The organism is Stenotrophomonas sp. Sm2128, assembly GCF_030985535.1.
GTDB classification, from domain to species: domain Bacteria; phylum Pseudomonadota; class Gammaproteobacteria; order Xanthomonadales; family Xanthomonadaceae; genus Stenotrophomonas; species Stenotrophomonas maltophilia.
In genome coordinates, this window is sequence record NZ_JAPTFQ010000019.1 from 43511 (window position 1) to 63501 (window position 19991).

At 64.4% G+C, this 19991-nt stretch carries 17 protein-coding genes, 3 tRNA genes and 1 pseudogene; 6 read left to right on the plus strand and 15 right to left on the minus strand.

Annotation, left to right across the window (positions count from 1 at the left end):
* Complete coding sequence (locus tag O0K41_RS07920) at window positions 1-672, minus strand: response regulator transcription factor (RefSeq protein WP_099480980.1); 672 nt, start codon at window positions 670-672, stop codon at window positions 1-3.
* Window positions 673-817: 145 nt separating this feature from the next.
* On the opposite strand from O0K41_RS07920, the gene O0K41_RS07925 reads away from it, so the two are divergent.
* Together O0K41_RS07925 and O0K41_RS07930 are read left to right on the plus strand one after the other, a co-directional pair.
* Window positions 818-1585 carry a MipA/OmpV family protein gene (locus O0K41_RS07925; protein WP_164222314.1) on the plus strand — a complete coding sequence of 256 codons (768 nt, stop codon included), beginning with the start codon at window positions 818-820 and terminating at the stop codon, window positions 1583-1585.
* A 30-nt stretch (window positions 1586-1615) separates the two neighbouring features.
* Window positions 1616-1900: a hypothetical protein gene (locus tag O0K41_RS07930; RefSeq protein WP_005408868.1), complete on the plus strand. Its 285-nt coding sequence runs from the start codon at window positions 1616-1618 to the stop codon at window positions 1898-1900.
* A 42-nt stretch (window positions 1901-1942) separates the two neighbouring features.
* Here O0K41_RS07930 and O0K41_RS07935 read toward each other — a convergent pair whose 3' ends face one another.
* Complete coding sequence (locus tag O0K41_RS07935; protein WP_005408867.1) at window positions 1943-2083, minus strand: hypothetical protein; 141 nt, start codon at window positions 2081-2083, stop codon at window positions 1943-1945.
* A 162-nt stretch (window positions 2084-2245) separates the two neighbouring features.
* Between O0K41_RS07935 and O0K41_RS07940 the strand changes: the two genes are divergently transcribed.
* From O0K41_RS07940 to O0K41_RS07950, 3 genes are all read left to right on the plus strand, one after another.
* Window positions 2246-2815, plus strand: coding sequence for a TlpA disulfide reductase family protein (locus tag O0K41_RS07940; protein ID WP_088436338.1), 570 nt, complete (start codon window positions 2246-2248; stop codon window positions 2813-2815).
* Window positions 2816-2927: 112 nt separating this feature from the next.
* Entirely contained in the window at window positions 2928-3116 is a 189-nt protein-coding gene (locus O0K41_RS07945; RefSeq protein WP_005408865.1) for a hypothetical protein, read from the plus strand.
* A 257-nt stretch (window positions 3117-3373) separates the two neighbouring features.
* Window positions 3374-3706, plus strand: a complete 333-nt coding sequence (locus O0K41_RS07950) for a hypothetical protein (protein ID WP_123958394.1) — start codon at window positions 3374-3376, stop codon at window positions 3704-3706.
* 94 nt (window positions 3707-3800) lie between these two features.
* Here O0K41_RS07950 and O0K41_RS07955 read toward each other — a convergent pair.
* The 3 genes from O0K41_RS07955 to uvrB form a co-directional block, all read right to left on the minus strand.
* Window positions 3801-3875: transfer RNA gene (locus O0K41_RS07955), tRNA-Val, on the minus strand.
* A gap of 98 nt (window positions 3876-3973) precedes the next feature.
* Window positions 3974-4048, minus strand: a tRNA-Val gene (locus O0K41_RS07960).
* 107 nt (window positions 4049-4155) lie between these two features.
* Window positions 4156-6180: an excinuclease ABC subunit UvrB gene (gene uvrB, locus O0K41_RS07965; RefSeq protein ID WP_164222312.1), complete on the minus strand. Its 2025-nt coding sequence runs from the start codon at window positions 6178-6180 to the stop codon at window positions 4156-4158.
* Between the two features lie 129 nt (window positions 6181-6309).
* Between uvrB and O0K41_RS07970 the strand changes: the two genes are divergently transcribed.
* Window positions 6310-6846 (plus strand): GspH/FimT family pseudopilin, encoded by a 537-nt coding sequence (locus tag O0K41_RS07970; RefSeq protein WP_262091504.1) that lies wholly within the window; start codon window positions 6310-6312, stop codon window positions 6844-6846.
* Window positions 6847-6894: 48 nt separating this feature from the next.
* Here the strand turns inward: O0K41_RS07970 and O0K41_RS07975 are convergent.
* From O0K41_RS07975 to O0K41_RS08020, 10 genes and pseudogenes are all read right to left on the minus strand, one after another.
* Window positions 6895-6971: transfer RNA gene (locus tag O0K41_RS07975), tRNA-Asn, on the minus strand.
* Between the two features lie 47 nt (window positions 6972-7018).
* A complete protein-coding gene (locus O0K41_RS07980; protein WP_005408861.1) occupies window positions 7019-7444 on the minus strand; it encodes a type IV pilin protein in 426 nt (141 codons plus the stop codon).
* 13 nt (window positions 7445-7457) lie between these two features.
* Window positions 7458-11279 carry a PilC/PilY family type IV pilus protein gene (locus O0K41_RS07985; protein ID WP_049451346.1) on the minus strand — a complete coding sequence of 1274 codons (3822 nt, stop codon included), beginning with the start codon at window positions 11277-11279 and terminating at the stop codon, window positions 7458-7460.
* 11 nt (window positions 11280-11290) lie between these two features.
* Window positions 11291-11812 (minus strand): PilX N-terminal domain-containing pilus assembly protein, encoded by a 522-nt coding sequence (locus O0K41_RS07990; RefSeq protein ID WP_005408859.1) that lies wholly within the window; start codon window positions 11810-11812, stop codon window positions 11291-11293.
* 3 nt (window positions 11813-11815) lie between these two features.
* Complete coding sequence (locus O0K41_RS07995; RefSeq protein WP_005408858.1) at window positions 11816-12985, minus strand: PilW family protein; 1170 nt, start codon at window positions 12983-12985, stop codon at window positions 11816-11818.
* The gene (pilV, locus tag O0K41_RS08000) at window positions 12982-13482 is read right to left on the minus strand and encodes a type IV pilus modification protein PilV (protein ID WP_005408857.1); all 501 of its coding nucleotides are present in this window, start codon (window positions 13480-13482) and stop codon (window positions 12982-12984) included. The genes O0K41_RS07995 and pilV overlap by 4 nt, the downstream gene beginning before the upstream one ends.
* The gene (locus O0K41_RS08005; RefSeq protein ID WP_005408856.1) at window positions 13479-13994 is read right to left on the minus strand and encodes a Tfp pilus assembly protein FimT/FimU; all 516 of its coding nucleotides are present in this window, start codon (window positions 13992-13994) and stop codon (window positions 13479-13481) included. The genes pilV and O0K41_RS08005 overlap by 4 nt, the downstream gene beginning before the upstream one ends.
* 161 nt (window positions 13995-14155) lie before the next feature.
* The gene (gene ppnN / locus O0K41_RS08010) at window positions 14156-15544 is read right to left on the minus strand and encodes a nucleotide 5'-monophosphate nucleosidase PpnN (protein WP_049451345.1); all 1389 of its coding nucleotides are present in this window, start codon (window positions 15542-15544) and stop codon (window positions 14156-14158) included.
* Between the two features lie 252 nt (window positions 15545-15796).
* Complete coding sequence (locus tag O0K41_RS08015; RefSeq protein ID WP_164222308.1) at window positions 15797-19045, minus strand: carboxypeptidase regulatory-like domain-containing protein; 3249 nt, start codon at window positions 19043-19045, stop codon at window positions 15797-15799.
* A gap of 232 nt (window positions 19046-19277) precedes the next feature.
* Window positions 19278-19928: pseudogene (locus tag O0K41_RS08020) on the minus strand (SDR family NAD(P)-dependent oxidoreductase); the annotation flags it as partial.
* Window positions 19929-19991: the final 63 nt, after the last annotated feature.

Consider the following 19991-nt stretch of genomic DNA (forward strand, 5'->3'; position numbering starts at 1 on the left):
TCAGGCCTCCGCCAGCAGGTAGCCGACGCCGCGGATCACATGGATCTCCACGCCGGCCCCGGCCTGTTGCAGCGCCTTGCGCAGCTTGGAGATGTGCGCGTCCAGTGCATTGGACTGGATCTCGTCATCGAAGCCGTACACCGCCGCCTCCAGTGCACTGCGGGTGACGGTGCGCCCCTGCCGCATCGCCAGCGCCTGCAGCACCAGCACCTGGCGCCGGGGCAGCGCCAGCAGCTGGCCATCGACCTGCGCCTGCAGCGATTCGAAATCGAACTCCAGCCGGCCCAGTCGCAAGCGTGGTGTCACCATTGCCGAGGGCCGTCGCGAGACCGCACGGATGCGCGCCATCAGTTCCTCGATCGCCACCGGCTTGACCAGATAGTCATCGGCGCCGACATCCAGGCCCTCGACCTTGTCCGACAGCGTGCCCTTGGCCGTCAGCATGATCACCGCCAGGTTCGGACGCAGGGCCCGCGCAACGGCAACGAAGCCAGCGCCATCGCCATCAGGCAACTGGCGGTCGAGCAGCATCAACTGGTGCACCGGTTCGCGCAGCGCGACGGCCGCTTCGGCCAGGCAACCAACCACATCGGCGACCACGCCCTGCCGCTCCAGCCCCGATTGCAGGGCACGGGACAGGTCAGGATCGTCTTCGACCAGGAGGATGCGCATCAGGGGCTCGGCTACCGGAAACGGTGCCGATCATAGTGCCTGGCGCCCACTTTTTCCGCTTCGGCCTGCCGGATGCGCCGACGCAATGTTCTGACAATGTTGCTCCCCCATCATGCGCAGCCATCCTCCGCAACGTCGTTGACCGATGCCGCCACTGCCCTCGACCCTGCTGCGCCCGCTGCTGTTCTCCGCTGCCTTTGGCCTGCCGGTGTTCGCGCAGGCCGCCGACAGCAACCCGGGCGTACAGGCCGGCATCAGTGCTGGCGCGACCTCGGGCGCGTATGCGCACTACGACGTCAAGCCACTGGTGGTCCCGTCCATTGCCTGGCAGGGCCAGCGCTTCTTCGCCAGCCCGGGCTCGCTGGGCATGTACCTGTACAAGCGCGAGGGCCTGCGCCTGTCGGCGGCGGTCACGCCCTACACGCTGCGCTTCAAGACCGACGACGTGAACGATCCTCAGCTGCGTCTCCTGCACAGCCGGCAGATGTCCGCCATGGCCGGCATCAATGGTGAATACAGCGCCGACTGGGGCATCGTCGAGGCCAGCGTGATGCGCGAGGTCACCGGGCACGGAGGTGGCATGGAGTCGCGCCTGCACTACAGCTATCCGATCCAGGCTGGTCGCTTCACCTGGGTCCCGAAGGTCGGCGTGGTCCACTCCAGCGCACGCTTGCTGGATTACTACTACGGCATCAGCGATGAGGAAGCGCTGCGCTCGGGACTTGCCGCCTACAATCCGGGCAGCGCGACATCACCGAGCCTGCAGATCGCGGTCAGCACGCCCCTGGGCACGAAGTGGCGCGCGACCGGCGTGGTCGCCAACCAGTGGCTCGGCGATGCAGTAAAGGACAGCCCGATGGCACGACGCGGCACTCAGTCATCGGCCTTCATTTCCCTGATGCGCTCGTTCTGAACGAGCACCCGCTACGGACAAGGACTCCCCATGGCCTCCGTCTCCCCCACTTCCGAAGCACACGCGATCCTGCGAGCCCCCGATCTGGACAGCGCCGAACGCGTCTACCTTGGCCTGATGCCCGACCTTGAGCACGTAAGCGCGCTTGCACGTCGCGCGCTCGGCCAGTCGCGCGTTGCCGACGCGGCCCGGGGATACGCGCTTTCGATGACGCTGGTCGGGCTGCGCCTGCAGGAACTGGAAATGGGCGAGGCCAGCGCGAAAGAGCACCGGCAGGCCACCCTGCGCAGCCTGCGCCAGGCCTTCAGCGCCTGAGCACCGGCCTGCCGCAACGCGGCGGCAGTGCCGCGCCCCCGCTCAGCGGAACGTGGTCCAGGCCAGCACAGCGGACAACAGGGCGACCCAGATCACTGCCTTGAACGTACCTTCCAGCATGTTGCCGCCGAACAGCAGTTCAAAGAACGGATTGGGCCTGGAAACCGGCACATGATCGCTCATCGTTGAAAGATCCTGGGGATGGGTGGAGGGCATGCACGCATGCCTGCGCGGGCACAACTCTAGTACATGCGCTCCGTCGGAGGATGTGCCGGGAACATCCGCTTAACAACCTGCGCGCCAGTTCGGGTATGTTCGACCCAACGCTGTGTTCAAGGATGATCGATGCTCAAGCGCGTCCTGTTCCCCGTTGTCGCCCTGCTGCTGTCCGTGCTGGTCATCGCGCTCGGATGGCAGAACCGCCAGCTGCGGCAGATCAATGAGCAGATGGCCACGCAGCTGCAGGACATGCGTCTTGCAGCACATGGCCTCGAACTGGGTAGTCGCCCGGATGCGCTGGCGCTGCGCACCACGCAGCAGACCTTCGTCGATATCGGCGGTGCCCGCGAGGTTCCGCAGATCCTCTATTTCTTCTCCACCGCATGCCGCTACTGCCTGGCCTCGGTACCGCAGCTGCAACAGATCGCTGCGGCCCGCGGCAACAGCGAACTGGTCGGTGTCGGCATGCCGCCATACGACCAGCTGGCGGACTACGCCGGCAAACATGCACTGCGCTTCCCGATCGTCATCGACAACGAAGCCGCCGCGTCCACGCGCTATCGCGCCACCGTCACGCCGATGCTGATGGTACTGGCTGCCGATGGCCGCGTTGCCTACAAGCATGTCGGCCAGCTCGACGCCCAGGTCGTGCAGGCTGCCGTCGCGTCGCTCGCACCGAAGCCGGCGCTGCCCTGATCCCGCGTGCCGCGCATTGCGTCGCGGCCCCCTGTTACCGCATTCGCGCCACAACCGGCACTCCCGTGCCTTCGGCAACTGCAACTCCACAACGCCAACCAAGGAGATACACATGATCGGAAAGAAAGTGCTTTCGTCCGTCGCCGGTATCGTCGTTGTCGCGGCCATGGCCTTCGGCGCCAGCCAGGCCTTCGCCGTCTCGCCCAAGACCGGATATGCACCGGGCTGCGAACCACACCCGCAGTGCCCGTTCGGCAACGCAGGCAAGCACGGCCAGCTGCTGTGCTGCGATCCGTTGTAACCGGATCCGTGCATGGGGTCGGCATCGCTGACCTGCCACACCCGCCGCGGAGCTGAGCCAGCGCCGCGGCCATGACCGGGCCACGCCGCAGTGGCCCACCACGCCGGGCCGCCTTGAAGCGCGGCCCGGCACTTCCTGGCCCGGATTCATCCTTCCCGCAGCGACTTGGCGGGCGCTTTTCCGGCTTTCGTCGCATACCGGTTTCACAGCGCAGGGGGCAGTGCCACGCTGGACTCCCTTCTCCGGAGCACCGTGCCATGCCGATGCTTGCCCTGCTGCTGTTGTGCGCTGGCCTGTTCGGCCGCGATGCCGACGCCGGGGATGCCTCCCTGCGCAGCCAGATCCTGCAGGCCGACGCCGGGCATGCGGGCGTGCCCCCGGCACATGACCAGACACCGGAGCCGACGGCCCTGCAGTTGTACCGGCTACGCCAGGATCGCGTATTGCGCGTAGGCAATCAGCCGCTGCAGGCCGACGCCCCGCAGCGGCAAGCCGGCTCGGCGCGCTTCGCGCAGGTCTGGGAACGCGTGGACGGGCACTGGCGGCTGCAGCGCATGATCAGCATCGACGAATGGGTTGCCCAGCGCTGACGCTCGACACCGGCAACCGTCGTAAACGAAAAAGCCGGCCCAGGGCCGGCTTTCATCGTGATCCACCGCTGCACCGGCAATGCCGGGAGCCAGGTGGTGGGCGGTACAGGGTTCGAACCTGTGACCCCTACCATGTCAAGGTAGTGCTCTACCGCTGAGCTAACCGCCCATCTTGTTCCTGCCGCCCGAAAGCTGGCCTTGCTACGTAAAAACCCGGCGCCAGGGCCGGGCTCTTCAGTTCACGACAGCCTCCTTCCGGAGACTTCGTGGTGGGCGGTACAGGGTTCGAACCTGTGACCCCTACCATGTCAAGGTAGTGCTCTACCGCTGAGCTAACCGCCCGTTTTTGCTTCTGAACGTCCGCGATTGCGTCGGTGCAGGCCGCGTATATTACGGATGCCGGCCGTGAAGCGCAACACTTTTGTGAAGAAGATGCTGCACCGCCGCGTTCAGCCCAGACTCGCTTCCTTCAGCTGCCGGATCTGGTCACGCACCCGTGCGGCATCCTCGAATTCCAGGTCCTTGGCGTGCTGGTACATCTTCTGTTCCAGCGCCTTGAGACGCGCCGCCAGCTGGGCCGGACCGAGCGAACGGTAATCGGCTCCGTCCTCGGCAACACCCGCCCTGCCCTTGCCCTTGCCCTTCTTGGCTTCCTTCTCCGCCGCATCCGAACGCGCACCTTCGAGGACGTCGACGATCGGGCGCGCGACCGAGCGCGGCACGATGCCATGTTCTTCGTTGTACTCGACCTGCTTGGCGCGGCGGCGGTCGGTCTCGTCGATCGCTGCCTGCATCGAGCGGGTCACCTTGTCCGCATACAGGATCGCCTTGCCGCGCACATTGCGGGCGGCGCGGCCGATGGTCTGGATCAGCGAACCGGTGGAGCGCAGGAAGCCTTCCTTGTCGGCGTCGAGGATCGCCACCAGCGACACCTCGGGCATGTCCAGGCCTTCACGCAGCAGGTTGATGCCCACCAGCACATCGAACTTGCCCAGGCGCAGGTCGCGGATGATCTCCACGCGCTCGACCGTATCCACGTCCGAGTGCAGGTAACGCACGCGGATACCGTGTTCGGTCAGGTATTCGGTGAGGTTCTCGGCCATGCGCTTGGTCAGCGTGGTGACCAGCACTCGGTCACCGGCCTTGATGCGCGCGTTGGCCTCGCTCATCAGGTCGTCGACCTGGGTGCCCACCGGGCGGATCTCCACCACCGGATCGATCAGGCCTGTCGGGCGCACCACCAGCTCGGTGATCTCGTCGCCGGCCTCGCGGTACTCATACGGGCCCGGCGTGGCGGACACGTAGATCGCGCGCGGGCAACGCGCCTCCCATTCCTCGAAACGCAGCGGTCGGTTGTCCAGTGCCGACGGCAGGCGGAATCCGAACTCGACCAGGGTCTCCTTGCGCGAGCGATCGCCCTTGAACATGGCGCCGATCTGCGGAATGGTCACGTGCGATTCGTCGATGACCAGCAGCGCGTCCGGCGGCAGGTAGTCGAACAGCGTCGGTGGCGGCTCGCCGGCGTTCTTGCCGGTCAGGTGCCGCGAGTAGTTCTCGATACCGTTGCAGAACCCGACCTCGGCCATCATCTCGATGTCGAACTGCGTGCGCTGTGCTAGGCGCTGCGCCTCCACCAGCTTGTTTTCCGCGTACAGCTGCTCAAGCCGCTCCTTCAACTCCACCTTGATCGTTTCCACCGCGGCCAGCACGCGTTCGCGGGTAGTGGCGTAGTGGGTCTTGGGGTAGACGGTGAAACGCTGCATGTTGCGCATCGTCTCACCGGTGAGCGGGTCGAACAGGGTGATCTTCTCGACCTCGCCGTCGAACAGCTCGATGCGCAGCGCTTCGCTGTCCGACTCGGCCGGGAACACGTCGATCACTTCGCCACGCACGCGGAACGTGCCGCGCTGCAGCTCGTACTCGTTGCGCGTGTACTGCAGCTGGGTCAGGTGATTGATCAGGTCGCGCTGGTCGATGCGCTCGCCCTTGGACAGGATCAGGCGCAGCGACAGGTAGTCCTCCGGCGCACCCAGGCCATAGATCGCCGACACCGTGGCCACCACGATCGCATCCGGGCGCGACAGCAGGGTCTTGGTCGCGGCCAGCCGCATCTGCTCGATGTGCTCGTTGATCGAACTGTCCTTCTCGATGAAGGTGTCCGACGAAGGCACGTAGGCCTCCGGCTGGTAGTAGTCGTAGTAGCTGACGAAATACTCGACCGCGTTGTGCGGGAAGAACGCCTTGAACTCACCATACAGCTGCGCCGCCAGCGTCTTGTTCGGCGCCATGATCAGCGTCGGTTTCTGCACGTTCTGGATGACGTTGGCGATGGTGTAGGTCTTGCCCGAGCCGGTGACGCCCAGCAGGGTCTGCTTGGCGATGCCCGCCTCGAAGTTGCTGGTCAGCTTCGCGATGGCATCAGGCTGGTCGCCTGCCGGCGAATACGGCGAGACGAGTTCGAAACGGTCGCTCATGGTGTTGCCAGTTCCCGGGAAGGACAAGTATACGGGGCAAGGGGTGACGGCCGGCTGAGGGCTTTCCGGGCAGGCGGGCGCGGCAGTGCCTGATGGCGGCCGCCCCGCTGCGGCGCGAGGCTTGATGCCATGCATCGCACTCCCGCCCACTGTCGTTCAGCATCACGCGGCATGCATCTGGTCGAGATGCTGGTGGTGATCGCCATCCTTTCCGTTCTGCTGGCCGTGAGCTGGCCGGCCCTGCGCCCGGTGCTGTTGCGGCAACGCGCCGACGCCCTGCAGCTGACCCTGCATGCCAGTCTTTCCAGCGCCAGAAGCGAGGCCCTGAAGCGCCGCGAACTGATCGGGCTGTGCGCCAGCGACGACGGTGAGCAGTGCTCCCGCGACTGGAGCGCAGGGTGGATCATCTATCGCAGCGGCAGGCACCGGGGGACACCAGCATCCGCCCAGGACATCCTGATCCACCATCAAGGCCGGACCGACATCGCCATCGTCGCCCAGGCCAGCGGTGGACGGCCGCTGCTGTTCTTCCAGCCTGACGGGCGCAGTCCCGGTGCCAATCTGACGCTGCGCATCTGTGCAGGAGACCGGCTGCATGGCAGGTTGGTCATCAACAACGGCGGCCGCATCCGCAGCGAGCGTGTCGACCGCACCCTTCCCTGCTGACGGGCCAAAACGACAAAAGCCGCGATTTCTCGCGGCTTTTGCAGTATCTGGCGCCCGAAGTTGGACTCGAACCAACGACCCCCTGATTAACAGTCAAGTGCTCTAACCGGCTGAGCTATTCGGGCGGGGAGGCGCATTGTACTGGGCGTTCAGAGGAAGATCAACACCTGATTTACCAGCAATCGGAAACCGTGCCGCTGGCCGTTTTGCGGTTGGCCTGGTCCACGCTCAGCGTCCCGCAGCTGTCCTTGGTCTGGTTGCCCTGGGGCGTCGCAGTCAGCGTGAACGAGGACGCCTTGCCATCGAACGTGATGGCGTACCGTGTGGTCCCGCCCTCGCGCGGCGACACCTTGCTGGGCAGCGCGAAACCCGAGTAGGTGTTGTTCACCGAGTAGTAGCGCTCAGCACGCTGCGCGTATTCCACCAGGTCCGCCTTGGCCACGCCCCGGTGCGACTGGCGGATGTACTGCTGGTATGACGGAACGACAATCGCGGCCAGGATGCCGAGCACGATCACCACGATCATCAGTTCGATGAGGGAGAAACCGTGCTGTTTGCCGGGACGACGCAGGGTACGGGAAAGAGTGTTCAGGCTCATGGGCATGTCTTCGTTACTGGATCTGGCGCCAGGATTGGCGACCGCAGGGATAAGGCACGTACATCGTCGGAGCACCCGCCACGTTGACCGCCATCCAGCAGGCACGTCCGCCTCGATCGGCACCCTTTGCCAGGCGTGGCATCACCGAGACATTGACGTCCTTCACCGGTGCGGTGCCGCCGGTGTCGAGACTCACGCCAGCCGTGCCCGCTCCGTAGGGCGTGCCGGTAATGGACCCGACCCGCGCCTGCTCCAGCGATGCAACACCCGAGATCGGATTGAGGCCAAACAGCCAGTTGCTTCCCTCGGTCGAACAGCCACGGCCACCCGCGGTAGGCATGTAGGTCGGCATGAACACCGTTCCCGACGCCACGGCAGGATTACCAACAAAGCGTTCACCTGCGCCGGGCAGTGCAATGCTCCATCCGCGCGCCGCCCCGGAGAAGGGCGTGGCCGTGACCGTGCGCAACTTGTTGGTGGTGGTCACCGTATAGGCCACCAGATTGGCGGGCACGATCGTGGCCTCCGGCTGGTCCTTGCTGGTGTCGTTGACACCGTACAGCGATTGCGCGGTGAGATCCTGGGGGTCATTGTCGAAGGAGAAGCTGCCGGTACCCAGCACCAGCATCACGCCACCACCGGGTCCGGTCACGGCGGTCATGCCACCGGTAATCGGCTGGCGATACACCTGGTTGTTGTTGTTGGTCTGGCGCGCCGTGGTGAACACCGGCGTGGTGACCGAGGTCGCCGTGCTTTCCAGGTCGAACTTCCACAGCGCGCCGCGCTGGTCGGCCGCATAGATCGTGTCCGCCAGGCCGTCACGGCCACGTACACGCCCCGTCCCACCGGCGCTGTCGGCGCGCCAACGGTCGACAGCCACGATGTTGCCCAGGCCATTGTCACCGGCGGGTGCGGTTGCTGCGGCCTCGGTAGCAGTGATCATCCGCACCGCGCCCGATCCCAGGTCGACCACGAACAGCACGGCCTTGCGGCTGAGGCTGTTGTAACCGTTGCCGAAGATCGCTTTCCACGCCACCCCGGTCCCTTCCTTCACCGGCACGATCACCGGCTTGCCAAGGACATGGCCGATGTTCGCCTTTATGGTGCTGTCGAGCCCCGGCGCCACGTCACTGATTTCCCACAGGCGATTGCCGGTGCCGAAGCTGGACGGCGTGGTTACATCCAGCGCGAACACCGAGCGCCCACCGGCGCCCGCCGTACCGACGAGCGCCGTGGCCCAGTTGCCACCGATCTGTGCATCCGCCACCGCGATCGGTCCATCCACGTAGTAGCGATGACGGAAGCGCTGGTCGGACTTGTTGGCCGCCACGTAGGGATACAGCAGGTTGGCCATGTGGCCCAGCGCGGTTCCAGGGATGTAGGCGAAGGTCTCGCTGCCTCCGGCACCGTCACTTACGCCATTGCCGTTCATGCCACCGTCGAAGGCATGCAGCATGCCGTCGTTGGCACCGACATAGACCATGTAGCGGCCATTGTTGCGCTTGCGGGTCAGGTACGTCGCATACGAGGTCGCCATCGCGGTGCTGATGCGCTGGTAGCCATAGTCATCGCGGGGCGAACTGATCACCGGGCTGGAATTGACAATGTCGCCCAGCACGGTGGTACGGGTGCGATAGATGCCCCCCGAGTTGCGTACTTCGCGCGATGCGTCGCCGCGCAGATAAGCCATGGCCGTGGCGATGTCGCCGCCCAGCTTTTCAGCCTCGGTCGCGGAACAGCGCGCAATGCCCGGATACTGCTTCTCATCCTTGTTGCAGAGGTCGGTGAAGGCGATATTGGTGCTGCTGAAGTCAACTGCAGCATTGCCCTTGGTGGCAACGATGGTGCGCGAACGCTGCGCCCCCAGTTTCTCCGCCGCTTCCCACACCTGCGTGTACTCGGTCTGCTGCGTCTTGTCGTTCACCGCAAGCTTGGATGCCTTCAGGCGACTGAACCAATCGGTTTCCTCGTTGGCCACTTCGAACTGGGGCGTGACCGCCAGCGACCCGGTACCGATACGCGCGCCGGTCAGGCCCTGGCTGCCCGAAGGCGCTGGCCCGGAGGTGACCGACGAGAGCACCCGGCGCATGGCCGTGGTGATGTCTGCCGGAGTACGCGCGTTGATGTACTCACCGCGGGTATTGGTCGCGGCGTGCCAGATGTCATCCACGGTGCTGGGGTTGTTGTTCTGACGTGGCGGCCAGTTGTTGTAGATGGCCGAATCGGTATACGGATTCTGCTGTTTGTCCGGATCGAACAGGTTGCCACGCGCACCCAGGGTGATCCCGTAGAAGTTGATATGCAGGTTCTTGTTGCAGTCCAGCGACTTGTCGGTACTGGTCGCGCACTGCTCCGGCACCGGCACATTGCCCTTGGGCATCGCGGTATCGGTGCGCAACGGATTGACGTAATAATACGCCGCGATATCAGCCATCGTATCCGAGTTGCTGTCCTTGAACGGGGCACCCATGGCACCGTCAATGTTCCCTGGGGTGGGAATCGAACTCGATGGGAACCCGTTGCCGTTGTTGCTGTAGCCATCGGTGAACAGCATCACCGCGTTTTTCTGGCAGGAAAGCTTGATGGGGGCCGCATCGTCGGTTCGCATGAACTGCAGGCCGGCCGCATTGACCGCATTTCGGTTGGGCGTACCGCCATTGGCGGTCAGCGCAATCATGTCGCTGTACAGTTTCGCCTTTTGCGAGATCAGGCTCATGTCCTGGATCGCGAGACGCTTCGCATCATCCGACGAGCTGTTGTACTTCAGGAAGTCGTTGATCTTGAAGTAGCCGACATACATGTCGTTGACGTTCAACGCATGCGTCATGCCGGCGATCATCGCGCGGTTTCGGTTACCGTAGTAGGAGTACCAGTTGGCGAAATTCTGGAGCGCGGCGGCATCACCGGATGCGATGACATACTTCCACATGTCACACCCTGGGCCACAGGCACCCGCAATTCTGGTGCGCTTCACGCCCGCATATGCATTGGTCGTCCCCGGCAGCTGGGGACGGGGGTCCGCATCACTGCTGTAGGGCATGAAGAATGTTGCCGGAACGTACCTGAGAGATGCGTAATCCGCCGAAGTCCAGCTTCGGCCAGCGCTATTGCCATTGCTGTTTTCGCTACCGAATGTATACGTTACGTTCCCCGAGCGATCCTCGTATCGGGTCACATTCGCATAGGCCTGCCCCTGCGGCGCAACCATGCCCTTCTGCATCCGTTGGACATCCCAACTGGATTTACCCAGGTAGCTCGCAGCAAGCGATAGCGAATTACCCGTGTCACGCGGATCAATGAGGGTGGCTGTCGTATTGGCCTGAGGATAGGACACGACCTCTTCCTTGACGATGTTCAGCCAAGGCTCGTACTTGATGTTCGGATCGTAGTACGCCGGATTGTAGGCGGCCGATCGCGCGAACCCGAATACGTCCAGCGCGGGAATGCCGCTGTTGTCGTTGATTCGGGCACCTGGCAGTACATAGAAGTAGTCGCACTCACCCGCGCCATAGATGGGATTTCCATAGCGATCGTAGCCACTGATGATGTCGTCAACGGTGTTCAGTACACCCTTGGATCTGAAGAAGCTCTGCCGGGCATAGTTCCAGCACGCCGTTCCATCCTGCCCTGGGAACTGGGTCTGGAAGGTCATCGAACCCGAATCATCCACCGCCATGATGAATGACGGCGGCGCGGAGACCTTCAGGTTCATCGGGTGCTGCGACAATGTGCCCTGCGCCTGCGCGGCGAACAGGTTCATCGCAAGCCAGGTGCCGCCAGCCACCGCCAGCAACAGCCCGGAGCCGGCCAGGATCTTGATCTTTCGGGTCGCCATGACCGGGTTCCTCAAAGCTTGAAAACAGTGTCGACAGCCGCCGAGGAAGTACCCTCGTTGCTGGTGGCGGCATCGCGATCGGAGCCGAACGCGGTGATCTGGTAGACGCGGGTGGGCTCTTCGCTTTCCGGCGTGCCCATGCCCAGCGTCGATTCGCCCTGGATGCAGGCGTCGATGCGGCGCACGCTGACCACCGGCGCCGCCGACAGTTTCTGCTCTCCCACCCAGCGGGTGGGATCGAAGCCGTCATCGCAGATGCGCTTGATGGCGTCAGCCTTCAACGAGCCGCCGTCGCCGGTATTGTTGTCGATCTCCTCGATCGACCGCTCGGCGTCACGGACCGCCCGCTCGCTGGCCTGGAACGCCACGTTGGCGGCCCGGTAGTTGGAGGACATGCGCTCCTGCATGCTTGCCACCTGCATGCCGACCACGCCGATCAGCGACAGCAGGATCAACAGCATCAGAGCCACGTACAGCACCGCACCGCGCTGCTGCGTACGCCCCTGGAATCGACGGGAGACGGAGGGCTTCATGGGTCAGTTCCCGAACAGTCGGTTGCGCAGTGCCACGGACACCTCGTAGGAGGCGCGGTAGCGATCGTCGTAGGTCGTGGGCGGATTGAAGCCAACGCCGAGCACGCCCAGCTGGGCCACGGCCGTATTGGCCTGCTCGGCCGCGGCGCGCTGCGGGCTGCGCACCAGCAGTCCAAACTGCACCAGGCCAACCCGTCGCCACGCAGCGACAGCGGCGGCATCGGTACCGGTACTGACCCCGCTGGCAGTCTTCTGGAAGGCGATTACCCCGGTCGGCGGCGCGGTGCTGCTGATCGCCGTCTCGGTATCCTGGCCGTAGAGGAACTGCAGGCTCTCAATGCCCTCCACCAGCTCCTCACCGGTGGCGAACGTGTTGTCGCCAGCGCCACGCGCGCGGTACAGCGCGGGTTCGCCGGCGGTATTCGTTGCCACGTAGTACGCCATCGATTCCACCCGATAGACCATGGTCACCGCGTTGTTGGCCGAATACGCCGAGAGATCGGCTTTGCTGGCCGTGATCGTGCTGCCGGCGATTTTTCCCGCAAACACGTCCACCTTGCTGCAATCGGCCACGGCAAACGCCGAGGGCGTGGTGACGGCACCGGCCGACAGGCGGGCCGCCGCGTCACTGGCGATCGTGATGTCCGGCGAAGTGCCGGAGCCGATGGACAGCACCGGCGAGCCTTCCGGCGCCAGGTAGCGCATCACGATGATGTCGCTGCCGCCAAGCGGTTTGGGCTTCAGATTGGTGATCGCCGACGGCGTGCTGCCGGCAGCCCCCCAGCTTGCGCCGAGGGTCAGCTTGTTGCCAGGCGCGGTGCCCTGCGCCTCGTAACCCTGGATCGGCACCGAGAAGTCCATCGGGCTGCCATCACCCGACTTCACGCCGGCAATGTTGACCTTGACACTGTCCTGGGCGCGCACCAGGTGCGCCTGGTCATTCACGCAGCCCATGTGCCCGGCCATCCGGATGTCGCGCTCGAGGAACTCCAATGCGAATCGGGCGTTCTCCTGGGTGCGCGCGACACCTTCGGACAGCTGCGAGGCCGCCCGCGAAGCCATGAAGATCTGGGTCACGCCCAGCATCAGCACCAGGCCGATGACCAGCGAGATCAGCAGTTCAACCAGCGAGAGGCCAGCCGCATGGCTGGCAGCGGAAGGCGCGCGCTTCATAGACGGGTAACCAGGGTGAACGTGGTGATGCTGTCGGGATTGGCTGCGTTCCATCGCTCGTCTCCCCAGCCGATGCCCACCGTGACCAGACCATCATTGACGGTCACGTTGGCGCTGGCCTTGCCTCCCAGCACCTTGACGACCTGGCATTGCCAGCGCGCCACGTTCGCCTTGGAGGCTGTCACGTCGGCACTGTTGGGCCAGGTGCAGGGGCCAGCCGGCGCGGTGACCGAGCCGGCAGTGAAGGAGGCCTTGGTGTATTCGCCACCGTTGAGGGTTTCGCTGCGCTGCACGCGCATCAGCTCGATCAGATCGTAGGCCAGGCTGGTGGCCTGGGTGCGCTGGCTGGCGCTCTGCACGAACCGCACGTTCATGGTCTGCAGCAGCGCAAAGCCAAGCAGGCCGAACGCCAGCACCAGCAGCGCGATCAGCACCTCGATCAGGCTGAAGCCACGACTGCGGGCAGGCCCGCCCATGCCGGAACGACGACGTTTCATTTGCAGGTTCCTGCGGTGGAGCGGACCTGGCCGGAGAACAGGACGGTCAGGGTCCGCATGGGGTCACCCGTCTTGCAGCCTTGCGGCACCAGGCTCACGACCTGGTCGGCGGACGCGCGGCGGCGTCCCTGGGAATCGAAGGTGATGACGGTTGGGCTGGGAGCCTCGACCGCCAGGCTGCTGCTGCCCTTGGAGAAGCGCAGCACGCTTTCGCTGCCGCTGACGGAGCCATCGCCATCGGCGTCGCCCCAGGCCAGCATGCCCTTGCTCCACTCACCATCGCAGGACGTGCCGTTGCTGCTGCCGCACACCCCGCCACCATGGCGGTTGCGGATGGCCTCGCTGCGAGCGAGCGACAACAGACCGATCACCTCGTTGTTGGTGGTGGTCAGCCGGTTCGAGCGCATCGCGGTGCGGAAGCTGGGATAGGAGATGCTGGCCAGAATGACCAGGATGACCAGCGTGATCATCAACTCGACCAGCGTGAAGCCGTTTTGCCGGCGCAAAGACATTGGACGCTCCCCAGCGTGTTGATGGCCACGATGGGCCATCGTCCCGCCACCGGCAAGCGGCGGCAGGATGAACGGTCAATCCAGGGCGACGGGCGTCAAAGCCTTGACGACCCGCACCCTCCCACCCCGGCCGGCGCGATCCCCATCGCACCGGCCCGGGCTCAGGCCAGCACCTGGTAGCAGGGCTGGTATTCGCCGGAGATCTTCATCCGGCGCTGCTCGACGAAAGCGCGCAGCAACGCGTCCAGCGCCTGCATCATGTCCGGGTCGCCATGGATCTGGAACGGCCCGAACTGTTCGATGCGATGCATGCCGTCTTCCTTCACGTTACCGGCGACGATGCCCGAGAACGCCCGGCGCAGGTCGGCCGCCAGCGCGTGCGGGGCACGCCCGTGGTGCAGGTCCAATGCGGCCATCGCCTCGTGGGTGGGCACGAACGGCTGCTGGTACTCCCACGGAATCTCGATCGACCAGTTGAAGAAGAACGAGTCCTTCTGCGCCAGGCGGTGCTCGCGCACGCGCTTGATGCCGTTGGCCATCTTCTTCGCCACCGCCACCGGGTCGCCGATGATGATCTCGTAGCGCTCGGCGGCCGCGTCACCCAGGGTCAGGCGGATGAAGCGGTCGATCTGCTCGAAGTACGGCGCCGCCACGGTCGGTCCGGTCAGGATCAGCGGGAACGGCAGGTCCTTGTTTTCCTCGCGCAGCAGGATGCCGAGCAGGTACAGGATCTCCTCGGCGGTACCGACGCCACCGGCGAACACAATGATGCCGTGGCCGATGCGGACGAAGGCCTCCAGGCGCTTCTCGATGTCCGGCATGATCACCAGGTGGTTGACGATCGGGTTCGGCGACTCGGCGGCGATGATGCCCGGCTCGGTCAGGCCGATGTAGCGCGTCACGGTACGGCGCTGCTTGGCATGTGCGATCGTGGCACCCTTCATCGGACCCTTCATCGCGCCCGGGCCGCAGCCGGTGCAGATGTCCAGGCCGCGCAGGCCCAGTTCATAGCCCACCTGCTTGGTGTACAGATACTCGTCGCGCGAGATCGAGTGGCCGCCCCAGCACACCACCAGGTTCGGGTCACCCGGGTTGAGGATGCGCGCATTGCGCAGCAGGCCGAACACCGCGTTGGTGATGCCCTCGGACGACTCCAGCTCGGCCGCGTAGGCAGGACCCATCTCGATGGCCATGTAGGCCAGGTCACGCACCACGGCGAACAGCAGTTCGGCAACACCGCGGATGATCTCGCCATCGACGAAGGCCATGGCCGGTGCGTTGACCAGGTCGATGCGCACGCCGCGATCCTGCTGCGCCACCTGGATGTCGAAATCGGGATACAGATCGCGCGCCGCGCGCGGATCGTCAGAGGCACTGCCGCTGGTCAACACGGCCAGCGCGCAGCGGCGCAGCAGCTCGTGCATGCCGCCGGCAGAGGCATCGCGCAGGCGGGCCACTTCGGCCCGCGACAGCACATCCAGCCCACCGCGCGGGTAGATCCGTGCGTCCTGCACCGGCAGTGCGCGGGCTGATTTTTCGTTCGTGGTCATGTCCAATTTTTTGCTTCCTTCAAGGTTTCCGACTGTACTGCCGCCCCCTTAAAAAGCAAAACGGCCGGGAAGCCCGACCGTTGGATGTGTGCTCCCCGCGTTCGCCTTTCCGGGACCGCATCGGCGGCGTTGGCACCGCGCACATTTCTGGATGCTACGCCGATGCGGAGTGGCCTGCAAGGACTTTCGCCTGAACGGAAAACGGCCGGGTTTCCCCGGCCGTTTCCGTTTACATCATCAAGCTCTGACGGATCAGAACTTGTACTTCACAGTCAGCTGCATGGACCAACGCGACACGGCAGTGTTGCCCTTGTCATTGTTGTTTTCCTGGATCGAGGAATCATCCGCACCGGTGAACGAGTACACATACTTCCCGGTGGCCGGATCGATACCTGCGAAGTTGCCCACGCGGCGGGTTGCATAGAAGCCGTAGTCGTCAATGAGGCCCCACTTCTTGTTCAGCAGGTTGCCGACATTCATGATGTCCAGGGCGACTTCACCCTTGTGACCCTTCACGAAGCCCGGGAATTCCTGGCTGATACGAACGTCGAAGCTGTTGACCCACTTGGCGCGGTGCGAGTTGGCCGGGACCACGCTGCCACGGTAGGCCTCGAGTTCCGGGTTCTGCGCCAGCCAATCGAAGAACTTCTTCTCCATCGTTGCGCCGCCAGTGAACAGCACGTCGCCCACACCCTTCGGCACGTAGAACAGATCGTTGCCGATGGCGCTGTCGCCGTTGGCATCGTTGTAGAACACGTAGCTGTACGGACGGCCCGAGCGACCTTCGTAGAACAGGCCGATACGGGTAGCATTGTCACCGAAGAAGTTGTGCTTCCACTCCAGGGTGCCGGTGATACGGTCCTTGATCCCATAGCGCGAGTTGTACGCGATGTTCTCGTTGGCGTTCAGGATCTGGGTGTTGTTCCAGTTCGAGGTGTTCTGCGAGCTGGTCAGCGGGCTCACTTCCTTCGACTGGGTGTAGGTGTAACCCAGCGACCAGCCCCAGTTCTCGGTCAGCGGCTTGGCCAGCGAGAAGGTAGCCTGGCTGCCACGACCCTTGTCGGTGTTGCGCAGGAGCAGCACGTCGCCAATGTTGTTCGGGCGGTAGTTGCGATTCAGCACGCCGTTGGTGCCGTTCTCCATGCCCAGGTTGTCGCCGGTGCGGGTGTCGATCTTGCTGTTGGCCTGGTTCAGGCCCTTGTCGTTCCAGTAGATCTCACGACCGTCCTGTGCAGACACGAAGGTCGGGCCATTGCCCTTGCCATTGGTCAGGTCCAGGCGCTCGAAGTACAGGCCATCCTTGACCTTGGTGAACAGCAGTTCGGCCGACGCCACGATGCCGTACCACGGCAGTTCATGATCGAAGGCCAGGTTCGCCTTCCACACCGACGGCAGGCGGGTGCCCGGGTTGATGATGTCGACGTTCTGGCGCGCAACGATACGCGACGGGTCCGGAATGAACGGATTATCGGCATCGACGCTGAAGCCACCCGGATTACCCGGAACGTTGTACTCGACGTAGTTCAGGCCGGTGTTCTGGTAAGCACCTGCCAGCCACACATTGGGCGCAGCACCGCCGAACAGGCCCACGCCACCGCGCAGCTGGGTCGGGCGATCGCTGTCGAAGGTGTAGTTGAAGCCAACGCGCGGCTGGATCAGGCTCTTGTCGACCAGCTTGGTGTTGTCGTAGCCGTAACGAGCCTGGATGTCGGCGTTGTACTTGGTCTGGCTGGTGAAGTCCGGAATGTCCACGCGGACGCCGAACATCAGGCTCAGGTTGTAGTTGACCGCCCAGGTATCCTGGATGAACAGACCGGTGTTCTTCAGGTGGAACTTGGCAGGAATGTCATCCAGGCTGCCGCCCGGGCGCGGAACGCGCAGCTGGTAGCCGTTCGCGGTGCCCGTCAGGAAGGAGGCCAGGTCACGGAAGTCATATGCGCCGTACAGGTTACGGCCGTAGAAGTTCATCAGGTCATTGTCGGTGTAATCGAAACCGAACTTGACGGTGTGGTCACCGATGTACCAGGTACCGGCACCGAAGGCGCTCAGTTCCTTCGACTCGACCAGATTGGTGTGGGTGTTCTGCTCGGTACCCAGGTACAGCGAGTTGTTGCCGAAGCGGACGCGCATCTGCGGCAGGTGCGAGGCTGCGACACGGTTGGACGAGTAGTCCTTGTGCGAGACCTTGAACTCGGTCGAGAAGTTTTCGGACCAGTCGCTGAACAGTTCACCCATCCAGGTTTCGTACTGGGTCGGCTGGGTGTACCAGAAGTCACTCAGCGAGAGTGCGCTGCTACTGACCTGCGGGAAGCGGACGACGTCCTGCTTCATCTTGTTGTAGCGCAGGGCCGCACGGTGGTTCTCGTTGATGTTCCAGTCCAGCTTGACGGCGTACTCTTCGATCTCGGTCTTGTTGTTCAAGTCACTGACGCCGCCCACCGGGTGGCCCAATTCCGCCATGCGCTTCTGCACAGCCGAAATGTCGGCATCACTGATACCGCCCTTGGACGGATCCTTGTTGTACGGGCTGTCGCTCAGGCTGACACCGCCACCACTACGCTCGTACTTTTCATAGTTGGTGAAGAAGAACAGCTTGTCCTTGACGATCGGGCCGCCGAAGGTCATGCCATAGGTCTTCTCGTCCTTGAAGCCATTGAAGTCCGACTTGTCGCCTTCCAGGCGCGAACGGACCATGTCCTTGTCGCGGTACGAACCGTACACGGTGCCGTGGAACTCATTGGTACCCGACTTGGTCACGGCGTTGATCACCGCACCGGTACCACCGGCGATGGTGGTGTCGTAGTTGGCCAGGTCGATGTTGATTTCCTGGATGGCGTCCATCGACACCGGCTGACGCTCGGTCGGCAGGTTGTTGGAGCCCAGGCCGAACGGATCGGATGCGCTGATGCCGTCGATGCGGATGGCGTTGTAGCGGGTGTTCTGGCCACCGGCCGAGATCGCGCCGTCAGCCTTGCTGACCTGCGAGATGCGCGGATCCAGGCGGATGTAGTCCTGGATGTTGCGGTTGGCCGACGGCAGCGCATCCATCGTTTCGCGGGTCACGTTGCTGCCGCTGCCCATCTTGGTGGCGCTGAACAGGTCCAGGCCACCTGCGGTGGCGACGACGTTCACCGCGTCCAGGTTGGTCGCAGCCAGGTCACCGCCGAGGCTGGCGTTGACGGTGTTGACCTGATTCAGGTTCAGGAAGACACCCTCTTCGGTCTTGGTGCCTTCACCGGACTTGGTGATGGTGATGGTGTACGGACCACCCACGCGCAGGCCGCGCGCGTTGTATCGACCCGACGCATCGGTGGTGGCACGCGAAACGGTGCCCGACTCGGTGTGGGTGATGGTGACTTCAGCGCCGGCGACAGGCTGGCCTGCGGCGGACATCACCTGGCCACCGACACCGGCAGAGGTGCTCTGGGCGAAGGCGGGAGCGGCGGCGAGCGCAGCCACGAGACCAAGGGTGAGCTTGGACATCCGGAGTGGGTGGGTCATTTTTCGGTAGCCTCGATGCGAGTTGGCGATGGCGGAAAAAAAGCGCATCCAAACAGCCCTGCGGGTGGCTGGTCGGAGATTTATCTGGGGTTCCCTACCGCTTGGCTGAAGGCAGCCACAACGGTTAACACTAGATTAACACGCTACGCCATCAATGTGACGGTTGTGCGACAAACGGCACCGGATCGCAACGCAATCGTGACGGGTTCTTCACTCCGTCTTTCCCCCGGCCTCATTCCGGCAGGGGCGCCTCACTGGCGTCGAGAATCCGGCCCCGCCAGGAAAGCCCAGCGCCGGACAGCAGGGTCACGGCCGCCGCAGCGGCGGCCTCCGGGCCCCGGGCGGCCGGGTCCTGGTCGACGGAATAGGCCCTGGCGCGCAGCGCCGTGCGCAGGGGGCCCGGATACAGGCCGCTGACCCGCACCGGGCTGCGGCCGAGTTCGTCATGAAGGCTGGTGATCAGCCCGCGCAGGCCATGCTGGGCCACACCGTATCCACCCCAATAGGCCTGCCCCACCCGTTCGGAGGCATCGACCGCAAACACCAGGGCCGCGTCCTCGCGCTGCCGCAGCAGCGGCAGGCAGGCCTGGGCCAGCCACGCCGGAGCAGTGAGCGTGACATGCACCGCACGGGCGAAACTGGCCGGGTCGGCCAGTTCGAACGGGGTCAATCCGGGGAAATGGGCGGCACAGACCAGCACTCCATCCAGGCGCCCCAGCTCGCGCTGCAGGGCCTGGGCCAGTTCGGCATAGTCGTCGGGGCCCGCACCCTCCAGATCCAGCGGATACAGCAGCGGTTCGGGGCCGACGGCCTGGACCTGGGCATAGACACGGTCCAGGCGGCGCGGCTTGCGGCCCAGCAGGACCACGGTGGCCCCGGCGGCGGGGGGGGGGGGGCGCGCCCCCCCCCCCCCCCCCCCCCCCCCCCCCCCCCCCCCCCCCCCCCC

Excerpts from the sequence above, each read along its gene's own strand:
- O0K41_RS07920 (WP_099480980.1), bottom strand. The coding sequence starts at position 672 with ATGCGCATCCTCCTGGTCGAAGACGATCCTGACCTGTCCCGTGCCCTG.
- O0K41_RS07925 (WP_164222314.1), top strand. The coding sequence starts at position 818 with ATGCCGCCACTGCCCTCGACCCTGCTGCGCCCGCTGCTGTTCTCCGCT.
- O0K41_RS07930 (WP_005408868.1), top strand. The coding sequence starts at position 1,616 with ATGGCCTCCGTCTCCCCCACTTCCGAAGCACACGCGATCCTGCGAGCC.
- O0K41_RS07935 (WP_005408867.1), bottom strand. The coding sequence starts at position 2,083 with ATGAGCGATCATGTGCCGGTTTCCAGGCCCAATCCGTTCTTTGAACTG.
- O0K41_RS07940 (WP_088436338.1), top strand. The coding sequence starts at position 2,246 with ATGCTCAAGCGCGTCCTGTTCCCCGTTGTCGCCCTGCTGCTGTCCGTG.
- O0K41_RS07945 (WP_005408865.1), top strand. The coding sequence starts at position 2,928 with ATGATCGGAAAGAAAGTGCTTTCGTCCGTCGCCGGTATCGTCGTTGTC.
- O0K41_RS07950 (WP_123958394.1), top strand. The coding sequence starts at position 3,374 with ATGCCGATGCTTGCCCTGCTGCTGTTGTGCGCTGGCCTGTTCGGCCGC.
- uvrB (WP_164222312.1), bottom strand. The coding sequence starts at position 6,180 with ATGAGCGACCGTTTCGAACTCGTCTCGCCGTATTCGCCGGCAGGCGAC.
- O0K41_RS07970 (WP_262091504.1), top strand. The coding sequence starts at position 6,310 with ATGCATCGCACTCCCGCCCACTGTCGTTCAGCATCACGCGGCATGCAT.
- O0K41_RS07980 (WP_005408861.1), bottom strand. The coding sequence starts at position 7,444 with ATGAGCCTGAACACTCTTTCCCGTACCCTGCGTCGTCCCGGCAAACAG.
- O0K41_RS07985 (WP_049451346.1), bottom strand. The coding sequence starts at position 11,279 with ATGGCGACCCGAAAGATCAAGATCCTGGCCGGCTCCGGGCTGTTGCTG.
- O0K41_RS07990 (WP_005408859.1), bottom strand. The coding sequence starts at position 11,812 with ATGAAGCCCTCCGTCTCCCGTCGATTCCAGGGGCGTACGCAGCAGCGC.
- O0K41_RS07995 (WP_005408858.1), bottom strand. The coding sequence starts at position 12,985 with ATGAAGCGCGCGCCTTCCGCTGCCAGCCATGCGGCTGGCCTCTCGCTG.
- pilV (WP_005408857.1), bottom strand. The coding sequence starts at position 13,482 with ATGAAACGTCGTCGTTCCGGCATGGGCGGGCCTGCCCGCAGTCGTGGC.
- O0K41_RS08005 (WP_005408856.1), bottom strand. The coding sequence starts at position 13,994 with ATGTCTTTGCGCCGGCAAAACGGCTTCACGCTGGTCGAGTTGATGATC.
- ppnN (WP_049451345.1), bottom strand. The coding sequence starts at position 15,544 with ATGACCACGAACGAAAAATCAGCCCGCGCACTGCCGGTGCAGGACGCA.
- O0K41_RS08015 (WP_164222308.1), bottom strand. The coding sequence starts at position 19,045 with ATGACCCACCCACTCCGGATGTCCAAGCTCACCCTTGGTCTCGTGGCT.